This window comes from Nonomuraea sp. SBT364, assembly GCF_001083785.1.
Classification (GTDB): domain Bacteria; phylum Actinomycetota; class Actinomycetes; order Streptosporangiales; family Streptosporangiaceae; genus Nonomuraea.
The window spans coordinates 69788-86748 of the sequence record NZ_LAVL01000011.1; the positions used below are offsets into that span (position 1 = coordinate 69788).

Here is a 16961-nt window from a genome sequence, read left to right on the forward strand (position 1 = left end):
GACGAAGCTTGAACCGCACCCCTGTTCCAGGACTCATGAAGCCGTAGGGAACTGGGCCGGAAGGCCGTCCAGCAACTGGCTCAGCAGCGGATATCCGCCATCGACGGAGATCACCTGGCCGGTGACCGTGGCGAAGGCGCCATCCACAAGCGCGGCGATCGGGCGAGCCAGGTCGTGCGGCCGCAGCATCGTGCCGGTCACCGACCGGTCGCCGAAGTGGCGCCGGATGCCGTCGGTGAACACCTCGGCGGTGGCATCGGTGCCGACCCCGCCAGGGGCGACGGCATTGACGGTGATGCCGTCCCGTATGGCCTCGCCGGCGACCTGCTGGGTGAAGGCGTTCACGGCGGCCTTGGCCGTGGAGTGTGCGGCGCTGCCGATGATCAGCTCGGCGGCGGTGGCGGAGACGTAGACGATCCGTCCGGACCGCCGTCGGCGCATGATCGGCAGCACCCGACGGGTCAGGTGATAGACGCCGGCCAGCTCATCGCTCACCTTGGCCGCGAACGCCTCCCACGGCACATGCTCCAGCGGGCCGAACGGCGGCGCCGCTGTGTTGGCATTGCCCACCAGCACGTCGATCCGCCCGTGCTCGGCAACCACTCGGTCCACCAGCGCGGTCACCTGAGCCTCAACAGTCACGTCGGCCCGGATCGCCTGCGCGGCGCCGATCTCCTTGACCACCACCTCCGCGGACTCGGCATCGCGCAGATAGTTGACGATCACGTGATAGCCGAGCCGACCCAACTCGCGCGCGGTAGCGGCCCCGATTCCCCGGCTGGCTCCGCTGACCAGCGCCACCTGCTTGCCATTCATCTGTCTCTCCCGGCTCGTCGTACGAAGACGTGAGAAACGTTAGGTTCTGGGCTTACTCTTTGTAAGTACGTACCTAAAGGTAAGCCCTGGAAAGTGCGGTAGGTGAGCAGGTGGACGAGAACGACGCCCGGTGGATCAGTGACACATTCCACAGCGGCTGCCCCGGGCGGGAGGTGATGGAACATGTCACCGGACGGTGGGTGCCGCTGATCCTGGCCGCCCTGACACCTGGGCCGATGCGCTTCTTCGAGCTGCGCCAGCGCATCGATGGCATCAGCGAGAAGATGCTCTCCGCCAAACTGCGCACCCTGGTCCGTGACGGGCTTGTAGAGCGCACCGTGGAGCCGACCACCCCGCCGCAGGTCAGCTATGAGCTGACCGAGCTGGGGCAAGGCCTGTCCCGCCCCTTCGCCCAACTGGTCCGCTGGATTTCGGCGCACACCCCCGAGGTCGTCGCGGCCCAGCAGCGCTATGACCACAGCGTGAAACCGGCGGCTCAAGTGATTCTGAGCCCGTAACCCAGCTCGCGGCGATCTCCACCCGACGTCATCCGCCCGCTTGCCCATGGTCTTGCTGTTCGACGTCGGGAGGCGTCGTCATCGAGGTGCGCACGCCCACCGAGCGCGGGCCCACGCCCACGCGTCCGACCTGAGAAAGGGTCCAGCGCGTGGTCATCGGGCTGGCGCCACGGCACACTGAACGCGTGCTGGTGAGGAATATCCAGGAGATCGCGCACGAACCCGTGTCGCTCACGCCTACCTACCGCAAGGCCGAGTACGACAACACGCATTGGCTCAGCGCCACGGCGGAAGAGTGTTCCGGGCTTGCCACCGGCCAGGTGGTGTCTGCGCTGTTGGAGACTGCCAGAGCTATCCAGCATCAGATCAGGGCAGCGGACTACGACGGGCCGGCTACCTTCTACGTCTGGCACGACGAACAAGCCGGGCAGTTGCGGTGCTCGACGGCGTCCCTCGCTCCCACCGACCTGCCCTTTGGCGGGGCCTAACAGCCAACGGACGATCTCGATGGCATCGTCACGGGCTTCCTCACCGACGAGACGCCTGGACTCGTCCTCTGGGACGACCTCGCACCAGTCGCCATGGGCGAACCAGATGGGATCTTCCCGCCGTTTCCTGTGTGGGTCTTCGACCTCAGGCTCGGCCGTTGAAGCTTCAGCGGCAGTCCGGAGAGTAGAACGCGCATGCCCCACTCGCGTGGCCGCGCGCGCAGGGGCGGCCGGGTCCATCAGGTGCGGGCCGGTCAGGGTGTGGGGTGGGGGCCGGCGATCCGGGCGTTGTGGCGGTAGTCGGCGGCGGTTGCGGCGGGTGGTCCCGGAGAACCCGCGGTCGATGTAGATCCGGTCTTGCGGCACGCCGAGCGCCAGGAGCTGCTCGGTCTGGATGATGACGTCTTGTTCGTCGGTCGAGCATCGCGCGTAGCCGACCCGAGTCCCGTTCACGCGCTCAAAGTGTTCCGGATAGGGGGCCTTCACCGGAACAGTTCACGGAACGCCTATACGGAACACCCCGACCTGGGCGTCTATTCGGCCCGGGTGGTGTTCCGCTGAGGGATCCCCTAACGGAACACCGATCGCGTTCCAAGCTGGAGCGAGGCCAGTGTGGATCACGCTGAGCGGTCTGGGTCACGACGTGGTTCTGGGGCGGACATCATGTAGGAACGCAGCTCGGGAACTCGCCATGCGATCGCGGCGACGGCCACGATAGTCAGTAGACCTCCAATGCAAATCACTGTTCGGGGCCCGAGGAGCGACGCAGTGGTCCCGTGCAGCAAGTTCGCGAGCTGCGGTCCACCGATGAGGACAACAGTGAGCGTTCCTTGGATCCGGCCGCGCATGGCGTCGTCGGTAAGGGCTTGGGAGATGGCGTTGCGGAAGGTGCTGAGCACGAAGTTCACGGCTCCGCCGAGGACGAGTGCTATCAGCGCGATCCACAGCTGTGCCGCCAAGCCGAGTACGACCACAGTGATGCCCCACGCGGCAGCGGCGGCCGCCATGCAAGCGCCATGGCGGCGGGCGCGGGTGAAGGTGCCCGATAGGAGACCGACCGCGAACACCCCGGCTGGGTAGGCGGCGTAGAGCAGTCCCAGTGCCGGACCGCCGCCAGCCGGGCCGCCGTAGGTGCGCTGGGCCAGTTCGGGGAAAAGCGCGACCGGCATGCCGAAGACCATCGCCGAGAGGTCGACCGCCAACACTGCCACGAGCAGTCGGCTGGCGGCCAGGTACCGGAACCCAGCCAGGAGCTGAGCGATGCTCGGATGATCCCCGCAGCGCGGTTCGGCCAGAACGTTCGATGCTCGGGCTGGCTCCAAGCGGGGCAACTTGGCGACGGCCCACACGACGGCCAGCAGCGCGAGCGCGTCGAACAGGTACAGGGTGCCGAGCCCGACGAGCGGGATCAGAAGACCGGCGAGCACGGGGCCCAAAATCGACCCGGCGTAGCGAACCAGCGAGCTGAGGCTGTTGGCCGCTGGGAGCAGTTCGACCGGGACGAGGCGGGGCACCACGGCACCCATCGTCGTCATGATCGATCCGAAGGTCAGTCCCTGGCAAGCCACCAGCATCATCAGGATCGGGACGGATCGGGCGTCCAGCACAGACTGAGTCCACAAGGCCGCATAGGTCAACGTCAGGCCGCAGTGCGCCGCCAGGAGTATCGCTCGCCGGTCTCTGACGTCGGCGAGAGCACCTGTCCACAGAGCCGCCACCACCAGCGCGACGAACGACACGACGGCCGAGGCACCCACGACCGCCGATGACCCGGTCATGGTGAACAGCTGCGTCGGGATCGCGGCCAGGCTGAACGACCCGCCCACCGCGCACACCGCCGACGCCACCCACAACCGCCGGAATGCGTCGACCCTCAGCGGTCGACGATCGACGATGATGCCGCGCCCTGCCTTGAGCCTGGGGGCGCGCATCACCGGCAGGGAACGTTCCGGACGGCATCCGCAGCGTCCAGCGGTACCACGTCGGCGACGACACAGGCGATGTTGTCGGGAGCACCTGCGGCGTACGCTTGCGCGATCAATTCGTCGAGTGCCTGCTGCGGGCCGTCCTCCTCGGTCAGCACCTTCTGCAGGGACGCGGCCGAGACGACGGCCGACAACCCGTCGGAGCACAAGAGGTAGCGGTCACCGGCAGCGGCCTGGTGAAGTGACAGGTCCGGATGCGTCCCGCCTGTGCCGGTCAGTGCTCGTGCCAGCAGTGAGCGCTGCGGATGTGAGGCCGCTTCATCGGGAGTCAGTCGTCCTTCGTCGATCAGGGACTGGACGAAGGTGTGGTCATGGGTGATCTGGGAGAGCTCACCGTCTCGCAGGCGGTAGGCGCGGCTGTCGCCGATGTGCACTAGCGCCAGATGGGAGCCGGACCACAGCAGTGCGGTCAGGGTGGTGACGGCCTCGCCATCCAATGATGCTGCGGCGATCGTCCCGATCTCCGCGTCGGCTTCGTCGACCGCGTCAGCCAGCGCGCCGAGGAGGTCTTCGGCGGGCATGGCGAGAGCCTCCAGCGGTTTGAGTGCCTCGATGGCGGTCGCGCTCGCGAGGTCTCCGGCCCCGCCACGGACGCCATCAGCCACCGCCAGCAAGCGGGGGCCCGCATAGGCGGTGTCCTCGTTGCTCGTCCGCACCAGTCCCGACTCTGAGCGGGCGACGTAACGGATCCCGAACATGGTCACGGAATCGTCCACAGAGCTGCCTCTTCCCATCAGGTAGTCGACGAGGAAGGTTGCCAACCGGCCGCGAGCGGCGGTCTCGGCCAGGAACTGATCCCAGTAGCCGGCGATCTCCTCGGCCGCTGTCTCCGCAGGTAGATCACACACACGCCGGATACGGGTCAAGGGCATGCCCAGACGCCGCAGCCAGGCGATCAACCGGGCTCGCTCCAACTGCTCCGGATCGTAGAACCGGTATCCCGAATCGCCATCCACGGCGGCCGGCAGCAGGAGCCCGAGTTCGTCGTAGAGCCGCAGGGCCTTCGGCGACAGCCGAGCTGCCCGAGCGAACGCTCCGATCGTCAGCAGCTCCCGCACGACTCCTCCTCGTCCCGGCCATGACGACCGGTGTCAACGATGCTGGGGCTTCACCCAAGGGGAAGGTCAACAACATCACCACCCTTCCATGCGCCTTCCCATGACCGCTCCGAGCTCTCTGGCAATCGCTACACGCTGACCCCGAGATCGAGACCGGGGTTGATGCTGCGGACAGCCGTTGGCGGTACCCGGGAGTAACTTAGCCGGACGCTTCGGCAGAGCCCTCGGTCGGGATAGGCACGGGCGAGCGCGGGCCACGGTGGACCCGACCGGGGCCCGGTCCGAGGCGACCTACGACGATCTGGGCCGGCAGATCACCGCCACCCAGATCGAGCGCCACCCCACCACCGCGGCTTTCATCACGACGATGGAGTACGACGACGCCGGCCGCCTGACCAAGCAGGTCGCCCCCGGCGGGAAGACCAGCACGCTCGCGATGAACGCGGCCGGAGAGGTCACCTCCTCCACCGACCCGATGACCAGCACCACCACGATGACCTACGACCTGGCCGGACGAATGGTCAAGACGACCGACCCGCTCGGCAACGCGACCGTCGCCGAATACGACCTGGCCGGCCGCAAGACCGCCGCCAAGGACCTCAACGCCGGTGGCACAGTGCTGCGCACCGTCGGCTACGGCTTCGACGCGGCCGGCAACCAGACCAGCTCCACCTCCCCGAGGGGCACGTCACCCAGCAGACGTTCGACGCTCTCAACCGCCTCACCTCCCTGGTCGAGCCGGTCAGCAGCGGCGAGTCGATCACCACCAGCTTCGGCTACGACTCCACCGGCGCCCGCACCCGCATCACCGACGGCCGCGGCAACGCCACCTGGACCAGCTACAACAGCATCGGCCTGGCCGAGACAGTGACCGAACCGGCCACCACCGCCCACCCCAACCTGGCCGACCGCACCTGGACCCACCTGTACGACGCGGCCGGCAACCCGACGGCCACCGTCCAGCCCGGCGGGGTGCGCATCGACCGCACCTTCGACCACCTGAACCGGCTCACCCACGAGTCCGGCGCGGGCGGCGGCGCCACCACCGCGGAGAAGACCTTCGGGTACGACCCGGCTGGCCGCACCACCACAGCCGGTGACTTGACCGTCTCCTACAACGACCGCGGCCTGCCTTTGGCCCTCCTGAAAAGCGGGGTCCAGCAGACCGCCTACGGCTACGACGCCCTCGGTAACCCCACCCAGCGCATCGACGCCGCCGGAACTTCCGCGTTCACCTGGGACAACGCCAGCCGGCTGAAGACCGCCACCGACCCGGTCACCGGCCGTACCCTCACCTACGGCTACGACCAGGCCAGTCGCGTCAAGACCATCACCGCCACCAGCGGCCAGGCCAGCACCCAGTCCTTCGACTACGACCCGATGAACCGGCTCACCGGCCACACGCTGAAGAACGGCTCCGGCACCCAGCTCGCCACGATCACCTACGGGTGGGACGACGACGACAACCTCACCACCAAGACCACCACCGGCACCGCCGGAGCAGGCACCAACACGTACGGCTACGACCACGCCGGACGCCTCACCTCCTGGACCGCCCCCGGCGGCGCTGTCACTGCGTATGAGTGGGACGCTTCCGGCAACCGCACCAAGGTCGGCGACATGACCTACACCTATGACGAGCGCAACCAGCTGACCGGCGGCGACGGCAGCATCTACACCTACACACCGCGCGCCACCCTCGCCACCGAGACCAAGGCCGGAGCCACCACCCAGTTCACCTTCGACGCCTTCGACCGGCTCATCGCCGACGGCGACAGCCTCTACAGCTACGACGCCCTCAACCGCGTCACCTCACGCACCCGCGGCACCAGCAACCAAACCTTCAGCCACAGCGGCCTCGGCAACGACCTCGCTGCCATCAGCGCCGGCGGCACCGTCCAGGCACGCTACAGCCGCGACGCCTTCGGTGGCCTGCTCGGCCTGCAGGAAGGCACCGGCACTCCGGTGGCTGCGCTGTCCGACCTGCACGGCGACCTGGTCGCCACCTTCAACACCGCGCTGGTCACCTCCACCGCCTTCGACCCCTTCGGCACCGCCACCGCCCAGACCGGCACCATGACCAACCTCGGCTACCAAGGCGAATACACCGACCCCGACACCGGCAAGGTCAACATGCACGCCCGCTGGTACCAGCCGGGAACAGGCACCTTCACCAGCCGCGACACCATGCCCCTGGCACCGAACCCGTCCGTCCAGGCCAACCGCTACACCTACGCCAACGCCTCACCCCTCACCGGCATCGACCCCACCGGCCACGCCACCGTCGGCCGTGGCACCAGCAGCGGCGGCTCCATCGACTGGAGTCAAAAATCCACCGACTTCAGTTCCCACCTCAACCTGGGCGGAAGCGGCTTCGGGTGCGCCCCTACCTGCTTCAACACCCCCACCAGCTCCGTCTACTCGTGGGGAATAGGACGTCTTGGCGACGGAATCGATCCCGAATCCGCCGGCATCATCTGGTATTACGAAACTATGATCGTGCCGAGCCAGATCTGGGCCGACGACGAGGAAGCAAAGCGAACTGGCACGATGCCTAACGGCCTACGCGCACCGCTCGGCTTCTGGAATTTGACCCCCAAGGGGCGTGCAGGGTTTACGGAGTACGCCTCATGGCAGAACTTCATCAATCCATCGATCACCGAAGAGGAATTGCTCGGAACCGGACAGTCTCACTCGGTAAAGCTCCAGGCTGCAGGCGGCGCCATGAGTCAGTCAAAATCTTCTGGCGGTGGATGGTCGCATTATGAGCGATATAAGGACCTCCTGCCATGCTGGGATGACATTGAGAAGAATGCCAAAAGATTCGGTATTTTCAAGTACGTTCTCACTGCCGTCCTCATCTGAGAATCTGCGAATGCAGAAGAAGGCACGGGCGCTCTGGGCGCTTTGGCGGCGGTAGGGTGGACGAGACTCGAGAATGAAGACGCTTTGACGGCTTCGATCGGCATTGCTCAGCTTGAGATCTGTAAGGGTGCTTTTATGCTCGTTAAGCTTGAGGGGAATAAGTGGAAGAAAAAGACGGTAGTGCAGATTGCAGCGGAGCTTTTGAAGCCTGCCAGAGCCATAGAGCTTGCTGCGGCATGGATGGCTCATCTGAAGCAACATATCGTGATCAATGGCCGCAATATCGACGACTATGAAGCCGCTTATGCGTACTGTGGATGTTCCGGAGTCGTAACGGTGAGCAAGAATGGGGCGATATATTATCCAACTCCGAGCTATAAACACCTTGAGACATGGCTTAAAACGGGCAAGCTCCCTAATGAGGCGAACGAGGTCGAAGCCAATCGGAGGCGAAGAGAGCTGGATGCGATGTTCGACCTGAATAAGGGAGGAGATGGTGTCATGTGGGAATTTTGGCGCTGCGTAGATGCCAAACTGAAATGTGGATAAGGGCGCTGATCGGAGGATTCCTCTTAGCGGCGCTAGCTATCGTAGCCTTCCTAGTTTTCCGGGAAGATTTGCTCTCGGAGCCCACTCGCCGGCCACCCCGCGCCGCTCTTGAGGAGGTGCGAAGCGTGGGCACAGTGCAGGTGGAGGGTAGCTACGAAACTGCCCAGAATATCAGTGATAACGGGGGTGCATCTATTGCACATGCTTTTGTTCTCGACCTCGGAAGCGTAAACGCTCAGGAGGCGATGCGCAAAGCCATGCGCCTTCTCCAGGAGCGCGGCTGGCATCTCATCGAAACGGATCCAACAGGCGCATCGATGTCCTCCGCCAAATGGGGCACGTACTTGTCTGTAGATCCATTCGAGCCCAAAGCGCTCCAGGATACTCCCGACGTTCTGAACACGCTTCAAGGTAAGTCAGTTCATGCGGAGGCTCTTCTGATCGTCGACATGCGTTGGATCGGAGAGCCGAGAAAGTGAGCCCTTTTCATCCTGAGTAGCGGCCGTCTTCGACGAGCTGGAGGACAAGGATGGCCTGCACGAGTGCAGTCCCGCGATGCGGGCAGCAGCGCAGCTTGGTCAGGACCTTCCAGGCTTTCAAGGTCGCGACGGCGCGCTCGCCGATGGCGCGGATGCGGGCATGCGAGCGGTTGACGTCTCGCTGTCCACGTGACAGCCATGGACGGTGGCGGTGCCGCTTGAACGGTGTGCGGATGGTGCCGCCCGCGCCTTGATAGCCCTTGTCGGCGAAGGTCTTGACGCCGGCGTTGGTCAAGGCGTCGATCAGGCCGATCTTCCGTGCGGCGGTGATGTCGTGGACGGAGCCCGGCAGTGCTGGTGAGGCCCACACCAGCCGGCCCACCGGATCGGCCAGCAGCTGGACGTTCATCCCGTGCTGTTTTGTGTTTGCCGCTGTAGTACGGCCGCTCGTCGGCCAGGCGGTCCATCGGGATGAGCGTGCCGTCCAGGATGGCGTAGGCCAACCGAGCTGCTCGTGCCGTGGCGGCGTGCACATCGTCGGCCAGCGCAGCCAGGAGGTCGACGCTTTCGCGGACGTAGCGCCAGGCCGTGGCAGTACCGATGGAGAAGCCCGCGGCCAAGCGTGTGTAGGTATCGCCGTTGCGCAGGTGGGCCAGGACCAGCAGCGCTTGCTGGGCCGGGGCTAACCGCCGCCACCGGCAGCCTCGCTCGGCCCGCTGCGTGCGGATGAGCCCGGCCAGGCGGATCAGGGTGTGGTTGGACAGCGGAATCGAGGCACGATAAGACAGCAACGAGGCTCCCGGTTGGGGCATCGAATCTTGGTCGACTGCTGTCTTACCGGGAGCCTCCTCCCATCCGCCATAGCTCTGTGCAAACACCCCGTGACCAGCGCCGTCAGGATGAAAAGAGCTCAATGAGAAGGAGGCCAGAATAGGCCGACGGGGCGACGGAACCGATGGCTACTTCACAGGCCGCAGCAATTGGTGCGCCATTCAGGAGATCGCGGCAGGCGATGCCGAATATGGCAAGCAGGGGGTCATGGCAAATGGTCTCACCGGCGACGCTACAACCATCGGTTACACTTATGGAAACGGCTCAGGCAAGCCTACCGCCTTGCGCTACAGCCACTATCGCATCTCTCTGAAAAATGTGGCTCCCGTCCCGCCCAACGGCGTGTATAAGCTGCACGGAATGATCGCTTTCGGCGCCAAGGTAGAGGACAGCGCCTGCAGGATAGATGGAAGTCCCTACGTTGAAGGTAGCTGGGAGCAGTGGCGCGACGGAAAAGCGGCCGAATTCACGGTCATCTCAGAAGAGAAGAACGGCGTAGGTCCAGATAAGGTCGAGCGATGCCATCCTAGGTTCTATACCAAAATCTGGCTCAGCGAGATCCCCACAACCAAGGCGAGATATTACTGGTCGGATGCAAAGCCGCAAGTCCGATGCGACTCTGCCAGCTATCTCACGAAGGACTACGGCAGCGGATGCGTCTTCGACGCGGCTCAAGCGGTTTATGAAACAACCGAAACCCTGTCTGGCGACCCAACGAGCGACGAAGGTACCCCCGACGACGTCAACAAAGCCTACAGAAATGTGCCGAGTCACATCTGGACAGCTCTACACGCCAAACATCTGACACTCCCCAGCCGCCCAGGGAAGACTATTCCAGGACATCAACTAGATAGCGGTCCACTCACCCGGCAAAATAATAAAGAGTGGAAAAGGAAGAATAACGAAAAAACCCGCACTCTATGCAGGAATCTTTTCAAAGATTATGACCGCACGGATCCGATCCTAGGGGATAAGAGGTACCACAAAGTCTATAATTGTGACGAGTTCCCGTTCCAGTCCACCATGGAAGGGACCTGGGTATCGGTTGAGCGATTGAACAGCCCCGATGCCTACGCATATTCGGTCAGGCCGGTCTGGCGCACGCACAATACGGACGACGGAAAGCGACTCGGCACTTTTTACGGCACCCAACGCATCCTCGCCGAGAATGGCGGAACAAGGAAAATAACCTACGACCACTGGTTCGTAGAGGCACACGTGCCGGGCCGAAATCCGCACGGTAACTAAAACATGATTCTTATGTCCCCTAGGGCTCGCGGGTACGGTCCGCGCCCTGGGGGACGTTCTTAATTCGAGCTTGAAAGGCTGATCGACTCGTGTTTGATGAAATTGTTGCCCGTTATAATGCGGTGCTGGACGACCTCGACACCATCGCATACACGGTAACTCTTCCCGACTCCGGAACGCTCCTGATTGGGGATGCGGTGCGCCGCCTCGGATTCAACCCGAATACGCTGAAGAGTCCCGGACAATGGGAGCCCTCTGGCCTCCTTTACCTCTATCAAGTCGACAATGGCATCGTTACTCTGGACTGGGTGAATCCAGGGGAGGACCGTCAAAATATAACCGACCGATTGGCGGGCGAAGGGTTCCGACACTGGTATGTGTCTTTCGATATCGAAGGCAATACCAGCATGTACGTTCGATATGGGGAGATCGAGGGCGATCTAGATCATCCAGGGCCAATAGATATACCCTTCAGCCAGCGGTCAGACCGCCTCGGCCCGCTGAGCGGATACAGGGAACTGCTCACGGCAGGCTTCGACAGCGAGGTGGCTGAGGCCGAGGTTGACATCACTGCCGCCTGCCTGGCCATAGTCGAGTTAGAAAGCGGCATCCGCCTGGACGACGAGCTGATGAATGGCCCCTGTTCAAGGCTGTAGATCGCCACGTGATGCGCAACGCAATGAAAAACGGCGAGGGCGACCGCTGGATATAGCATGCCCTCGCTCCTTCCTCGGCCATAGACTGTCCGCCCAAATGCGGACGCAACTCCCAGGCACAGCCCCGGCAGTCGCACGGTGATGATGCGCCCTTCCTGATGCCGCACGAGGCCAGACGAGTGCGGACCTGTCCCCGCCGCTTTCGGTCGGCATGCTGGTCCGCGCGGAGCGGCGACGAGCCAGCAGCAACCGGATTGTGGTGTTCGGCCATGACCCAGACACCTGCCGCTGCTGGATGGCATTCGCCGGTCGCCGGATTCAGGACCGTGACAGAATTCGTAACCCGGCATTGAATGATGTACGACCGGATGACGTGAAGGGACATCTTGGCAGTGCTTGAGGGTTCCGGGATATGTCGGCTGGAGATCATCCTGCTCGACTGCCGCGGCTGACGTCGCGTCACCTGAATGCACATTTAACCCCAACAGCCGCAGAGGCTTCGCCCCAAACTCTACGGTCTTTCATCCGAGGGTTGTTTTATCTGGGCCATCACCAGGGCTGAAGCGATCTCACGTGGTGATACCCAGGGTTGAAGACGGTGGCCGGGATGTGCGCGGTAAGGGCCGATTGGTCCACCTGGGCATGCGGCCCAGCGAGAATGTGCTCTCATTCAGCGGGGCACCAAGGCGTGGCGGAGGATCGTCGTGTCCGGCGTGCGCGCACCGATGAGTTCCAGCTCGGTCGACGGTCATAGCCTGCAACGGTCAGTTCGAAGCCGGCAAAGGAGCAACACATGGTAATCGTCGCGGGGCATCTCGTCGTCGACCCGCAACAGCGCGAGCGCTATCTCGCGGACTGCGTGGGCATCATTGAGCTGGCCCGCCGCGCACCCGGCTGCCTCGACTTCGCCATCAGCGCGGACCTGGTGGATGTAGGCCGTATCAACGTCTTCGAGCGCTGGGAGTCGCAGACGGCCGTCGAGGCGTTCCGCAGCAGCGGCCCCAGCGACACGCAACGCGTTGCGATGCTCGGCGCCTCGGTTGCCGAGTACGACGTCGCGGACGCGCGCTCGCTGACCTGAACTGAGCTTCCCCCTGTTCTCCGGACACTTCACCTGAGGTCACCCTTGATCATCAGGAAGGATGTCCTCCATGCCCGCACCTCACCCTCCCGAGTTCCGGCGCCGGGCGGTAGAGCTCGCACGCCAAGGTGACAAACCGCTCCTCCAGCTCGCCGAGGACCTCGGCATCAGCCGCTCGTGCCTGCAGAACTGGCTGCGACAAGCCGACGCCGACGAAAACGACGGCACCGGTGACCGGCTGACCAGCGCGGAGAAGAAGGAACTCGCCGAGCTGCGCCGCCGCAATAAGCAGCTGGAGATGGAGAACGACATTCTCAAGCGGGCGGCGGCGTACTTTGCCCGGGAGAACGTCCTCCCAAAGTAATCTACTCGCTGGTCCGTGAACTCGCCGACGACCACATTCCGGTCGCGGTGGCCTGCCGAGTACTCCAGGTGTCGACATCGGGATATTACGACTGGCTCGGCCGGCCCGAGCCGCCGCGTGAACTCCGCAATAAAGAGCTCACTAAAATAATCCGACAGATACACACCGACTCGCGCGGCAGCTACGGCTCGCCGCGGGTGCATGCCGAACTCACCCTCGGGTTGGGTGAGAAGGTCAACCGCAAGCGCGTCGAACGGCTCATGCGCGCGGCCGGCATGCAAGGCGTCTACCGGCGCAAGGGCCGCCGCAACCTGGTCAACCAGGCCACCGAAGAGGACCTGGTGCAGCGCCGCTTCGACGTCGAGGCGCCCGACCGGCTCTGGCTGACCGACATCACCGAGCATCCCACCGGCGAAGGGAAGGTGTATTGCGCCGCCGTCATGGACGCCTATTCACGACGTGTCATCGGTTGGTCCATCGACGCACGGCAGGATACGGATCTCGTGGTGAACGCATTAGCGATGGCCGTGGCCCGGCGGAAGCCGGACACCCGCTCGACCATTCTGCATTCCGATCACGGCACGCAATATACGTCTTGGGCCTTTGGCAAGCGGCTGCGAGATGCAGGCTTGCTCGGTTTGATGGGAACGGTGGGTGATTGCTACGACAATGCGATGATGGAGTCATTCTGGGGAACGATGCAGCTCGAACTTCTCGATGCCAGAATCTGGAAAACCCGAGAAGAACTGGCCAACGCCATCTTTGAGTGGATCGAATGCTGGTACAATCCATACCGACGCCATTCCAGTATCGGAATGCACAGCCCCGTCACGTTCGAGGGCCTCTACAGGCCGTCAGACACCGCTGAGTGACCTCACCTCAGGTGTCCGTGCTACAGGGGGAAGCTCACCTTCAATTCAGACACTTGCACATGAAGCAATGGCGGCTATTCGTCCCAAAATGTCACAGCCTTGAAGTCGCGTATGGCAGGTGGCTATGCGGGCTGCTCTGCGCGAACTCCGATGCCGGTTTGGTCAAAGGCTGACCTAACGCGCTGTCCGATCTCAGCCCATCGGGCCGGTATTTGGATGGGTGACAGGGGAGTTCACCCACCAGATCGGGCGCTCGATGGTGACAGTACAGTCCAGCCGCCTCGCTGGACCTCTATTGCTCTGCCTTCGCGTCAGTGGGCCAGCCGCCGCCGCGTACCCAGCGGGTGACCATCTGCGCGAGGCTCGCCTCCTTCCAGCAAGCCATGCCGACGGCGCGTCCGGGCGGAGCGTGAGCGTGGCTGGGGACAGTGACCAGCGGATATCGCTTGACGCGGGGGGTGAAGGTGGGCGTCGATACCACCCCCGGCCAACCAGTAGCCCCGTGGTGTCCCGCTGCGGCCGTCCATGGCCGTGTGCCGGGCCGACAGGGACTGCCAACGCCCCCATGGGAACGGCGCCCGCATCCGCGCACGCCGGACGGCTGACGGCACCCCTGCGGAGCCAGGGCGGTGGCCCCGGTGGGGCCTTTGCGTGGGTGCACATCCCATGGACGGCGTCGTGCCGGTTGGGCGGGGTGTCGAAGGAGCGTGTCGTTGAGCAGCGACGACGCGGCCGAAGTCAACGAGGAAAGGCCAGACGACGCAGATGAACGGAACCACCTTCAAGACGTGTTCCTGCCGGGACGAGGCGAGCGGCAAGAGGCTGGGCAAGGCTTGTCCGAAGCTGCGCCGCCCGGGCGGCGGCGGTGAGCGATGGAGCAGTACCCATGGCCGGTGGGCCTACCAGCTAGAGCTGCCCGCGCACGCAGACGGCCGGCGGCGCAACCCGCTGCGCCGCCGGGGCTTCGCTACGCTGGAGGAGGTGGAGGCGGAGCTGGAACACGCCCGAGCGCTCCTAGCCCTGGACGAGGACCCGCACGTGCAGCGGAAGATCACCGAGCTGATGTTGTCCATGCTCAAGGACGCCAAGACATTGCCGCCGGTGGAAGAGGTGCGGCGCAAGGTCCGCACCCATCAGGACCTCAATCCGACGGTCACGGTCGCCGAATGGATGCAGGAGTTTCTGCGGCGCAAGCGGAAGATCGACGTCACCACCCGGCGCTCGTACGAGGCGCACATCCGCCTGTACTTCACTCCCTATCTGGGCGATATCCGGCTGGATCGGCTGCGCGTCTCCGATGTGGCCGGGATGTTCGACGCGATCGAGGAATTCAACGACGTCATCATCAACGCCCACGCCAGCGGCGATCCCGAGGAGAGGGCGAAGGTGCGGTACCGGCGGCCGGTCGGCCCGGCCACGATGCACCGCATCCGGGCCACGTTGCGGCACGCCCTGAACATCGCGATCAGGCAGGACCGGCTGATCGACTTCAACCCGGCGGCGGTGGTCGAACTCCCGGACGCCGAGCGTCCCAAGGCGCTGGTGTGGACAGACGAGCGGGTCGCCGCATGGAACCGCGACCTTCAGGACCGGCTGGCTGTGGAGCGGCGGCGGCGCGGGGCCCGGCTCAGCCGCGCCACCATGATCAACCTGTACGCATCCGTGCCGCGACCGTCATCGGTGATGGTGTGGACGCCCTCGCACACCTACGCCTTTCTGGCCCAGGCAGCCCCCCACCGGCTTTCGGCGCTGTACCGGCTGATCGCGCTGCGCGGGCTACGCCGAGGAGAGGCGGTCGGGCTGCGCTGGAAGGACGTCGACCTGACCGCCGGAACAGCCGGAGTTCACTGGCAGATCACCCAGCTGGGCTGGGAGACGGTGCAGGGCAAGCCGAAGACCGAGGCCAGCGACCGCACCATCGCCTTGGATGAAGACACCGTCACCGCGCTACGCATGCACCGCAAGCGCCAAGCCACCGAGCGACTGGCCGCAGGCGAGGCCTGGACGGACAGCGGATTCGTCTTCACCGACGAGATCGGCCGCCCGCTGCACCCGCAGCAGGTCAGCGACCACTTCTACCAGCTGGCCTTCCAAGCGGGGCTGCCGCCGGTGCGGCTGCATGACCTCCGCCACGGCGCCGCCTCGATCATGCTCGCCGCCGGAGTCGACCTGAAGGTCGTGCAGGAGACCCTCGGCCACGTCTCCTCCGCCTTCACCCGCGACACCTACACCAGCGTCTACCCCGAAGTAGCCCGTGCCGCCGCGGAATCCACCGCCGCCCTCGTCAACACCGCAGCCGGCAGCGCCCGGACCACCCGGCTGATCACCCTGCCGACCGAAACCAGTACGAGCACCAGCTGAACCGCCGCACGAACCCGGGGCAGGCCCGCCGATCCGTCGGCGGGCCTGCCTGCTTGTTCGCAACAGCTCCCTCGCACACGACGCAGCTCGATCGATGCTGTGCCTGGGGTGTCAAGGGCCCGAGCGGATCTCTGTGAGAGGCAGGGGATCTTTATCTGCTGGTCGCGAACGGCCTACTGGGCGAGACGAGCCAGCTTGGGCAAGGCTTAACTATGGGGGAGAGCAACGCTGACCAGCGACGCCGTGCAGGACTTCTTGCTTGGTCTTCTGTTGGTCGTCAGTGGGGTCTGAGTTGACGGTGGCGGTCTAAATGATCTACCGCGCTACACGATCCGTACACAAGAGCAACCACCGAGCAACCGGCCATGATCAACAACGAGATCAGAGGCCGACGAGAACCGAGAACTCCAGGTCGAACGCGGTATTGAAGAGTAGGGCGGGTGGGACTTGAACCCACGACCCACGGATTATGAGTCCGATGCTCTGACCGGCTGAGCTACCGCCCCTGGATTCAGTTTTCTGGCGTGCAGTCGCACAAGATCGTCTCATGGAAGACTTGTGAGCACACTAAGGCTAGAGCATACGATCCGTCGCCCGAGCCGGATTCGTCCCCGGCTGAACGGAGGCGCGTCCTCATGCTCCGAGGCCTCCGGAGACCACTCCCATCCCACTCCGGTTGCTGCTCGACTCCCGGGCTCTCGCCCTGGCGTCGGCCGGCCGACGCCAGGCGCAGTAGTCTCCTCCATGCTCACCGGCCGCCAGTCCTGTGACTGCCTCAATCATCATTCCA

General features: G+C 64.3%; 14 protein-coding genes, 1 tRNA gene and 2 pseudogenes. 11 read left to right on the forward strand and 6 right to left on the reverse strand.

The genetic code is table 11. From position 1 onward, the window contains the following. Positions 1–33 precede the first annotated feature (33 nt). On the reverse strand, positions 34–816 hold the full coding sequence (locus ADY59_RS08070; RefSeq protein WP_049559655.1) for an SDR family NAD(P)-dependent oxidoreductase: 783 nt from the start codon (positions 814–816) through the stop codon (positions 34–36). Between the two features lie 110 nt (positions 817–926). Here ADY59_RS08070 and ADY59_RS08075 point away from each other — a divergent pair, with 110 nt between their 5' ends. Then, positions 927–1334 (forward strand): winged helix-turn-helix transcriptional regulator, encoded by a 408-nt coding sequence (locus tag ADY59_RS08075; RefSeq protein WP_049559657.1) that lies wholly within the window; start codon positions 927–929, stop codon positions 1332–1334. 149 nt (positions 1335–1483) lie between these two features. Beyond that, positions 1484–1822 (forward strand): hypothetical protein, encoded by a 339-nt coding sequence (locus ADY59_RS52365; protein WP_231618596.1) that lies wholly within the window; start codon positions 1484–1486, stop codon positions 1820–1822. Between the two features lie 315 nt (positions 1823–2137). Here the strand turns inward: ADY59_RS52365 and ADY59_RS53925 are convergent. The 3 genes and pseudogenes from ADY59_RS53925 to ADY59_RS08090 form a co-directional block, all read right to left on the reverse strand. Beyond that, positions 2138–2308 (reverse strand): annotated as a pseudogene (locus ADY59_RS53925) (recombinase family protein); the annotation flags it as partial. Between the two features lie 131 nt (positions 2309–2439). Continuing rightward, the gene (locus tag ADY59_RS08085; RefSeq protein WP_049559766.1) at positions 2440–3753 is read right to left on the reverse strand and encodes an MFS transporter; all 1314 of its coding nucleotides are present in this window, start codon (positions 3751–3753) and stop codon (positions 2440–2442) included. Continuing rightward, on the reverse strand, positions 3753–4865 hold the full coding sequence (locus ADY59_RS08090; protein ID WP_049559663.1) for a MerR family transcriptional regulator: 1113 nt from the start codon (positions 4863–4865) through the stop codon (positions 3753–3755). The genes ADY59_RS08085 and ADY59_RS08090 overlap by 1 nt, the downstream gene beginning before the upstream one ends. A gap of 259 nt (positions 4866–5124) precedes the next feature. On the opposite strand from ADY59_RS08090, the gene ADY59_RS48525 reads away from it, so the two are divergent. From ADY59_RS48525 to ADY59_RS49725, 4 genes are all read left to right on the forward strand, one after another. Beyond that, a complete protein-coding gene (locus tag ADY59_RS48525; protein WP_082309941.1) occupies positions 5125–5736 on the forward strand; it encodes an RHS repeat domain-containing protein in 612 nt (203 codons plus the stop codon). After that, the gene (locus tag ADY59_RS08100; protein WP_049559668.1) at positions 5733–7730 is read left to right on the forward strand and encodes an RHS repeat-associated core domain-containing protein; all 1998 of its coding nucleotides are present in this window, start codon (positions 5733–5735) and stop codon (positions 7728–7730) included. Before ADY59_RS48525 ends, ADY59_RS08100 begins: the two co-directional genes overlap by 4 nt. Positions 7731–7814: 84 nt before the next feature. Further along, the gene (locus ADY59_RS49720) at positions 7815–8279 is read left to right on the forward strand and encodes a hypothetical protein (protein WP_156325366.1); all 465 of its coding nucleotides are present in this window, start codon (positions 7815–7817) and stop codon (positions 8277–8279) included. 125 nt (positions 8280–8404) lie between these two features. Further along, positions 8405–8758, forward strand: a complete 354-nt coding sequence (locus tag ADY59_RS49725) for a hypothetical protein (protein WP_156325367.1) — start codon at positions 8405–8407, stop codon at positions 8756–8758. A 7-nt stretch (positions 8759–8765) separates the two neighbouring features. On the opposite strand, the pseudogene ADY59_RS08105 reads toward ADY59_RS49725, so the two are convergent. Beyond that, positions 8766–9549 (reverse strand): annotated as a pseudogene (locus tag ADY59_RS08105) (transposase family protein). 247 nt (positions 9550–9796) lie between these two features. On the opposite strand from ADY59_RS08105, the gene ADY59_RS49730 reads away from it, so the two are divergent. The 5 genes from ADY59_RS49730 (at position 9797) to ADY59_RS08130 (ending at position 16171) form a co-directional block, all read left to right on the forward strand. Continuing rightward, entirely contained in the window at positions 9797–10837 is a 1041-nt protein-coding gene (locus ADY59_RS49730; protein WP_156325368.1) for a NucA/NucB deoxyribonuclease domain-containing protein, read from the forward strand. A 122-nt stretch (positions 10838–10959) separates the two neighbouring features. After that, positions 10960–11493 (forward strand): hypothetical protein, encoded by a 534-nt coding sequence (locus tag ADY59_RS08110; RefSeq protein ID WP_049559671.1) that lies wholly within the window; start codon positions 10960–10962, stop codon positions 11491–11493. Positions 11494–12286: 793 nt separating this feature from the next. After that, complete coding sequence (locus ADY59_RS08115) at positions 12287–12574, forward strand: putative quinol monooxygenase (protein ID WP_049559674.1); 288 nt, start codon at positions 12287–12289, stop codon at positions 12572–12574. Between the two features lie 70 nt (positions 12575–12644). Continuing rightward, positions 12645–13810 (forward strand): IS3 family transposase gene (locus ADY59_RS08125; protein WP_442937687.1). Its coding sequence is split into 2 segments (ribosomal slippage): positions 12645–12936 and positions 12936–13810, totalling 1167 coding nucleotides; the frame shifts between segments, so codons are not numbered across the junction. A 1071-nt stretch (positions 13811–14881) separates the two neighbouring features. Further along, positions 14882–16171, forward strand: coding sequence for a site-specific integrase (locus tag ADY59_RS08130; RefSeq protein ID WP_231618597.1), 1290 nt, complete (start codon positions 14882–14884; stop codon positions 16169–16171). 432 nt (positions 16172–16603) lie between these two features. Here the strand turns inward: ADY59_RS08130 and ADY59_RS08135 are convergent. Further along, positions 16604–16677: transfer RNA gene (locus tag ADY59_RS08135), tRNA-Ile, on the reverse strand. Positions 16678–16961 lie beyond the last annotated feature (284 nt).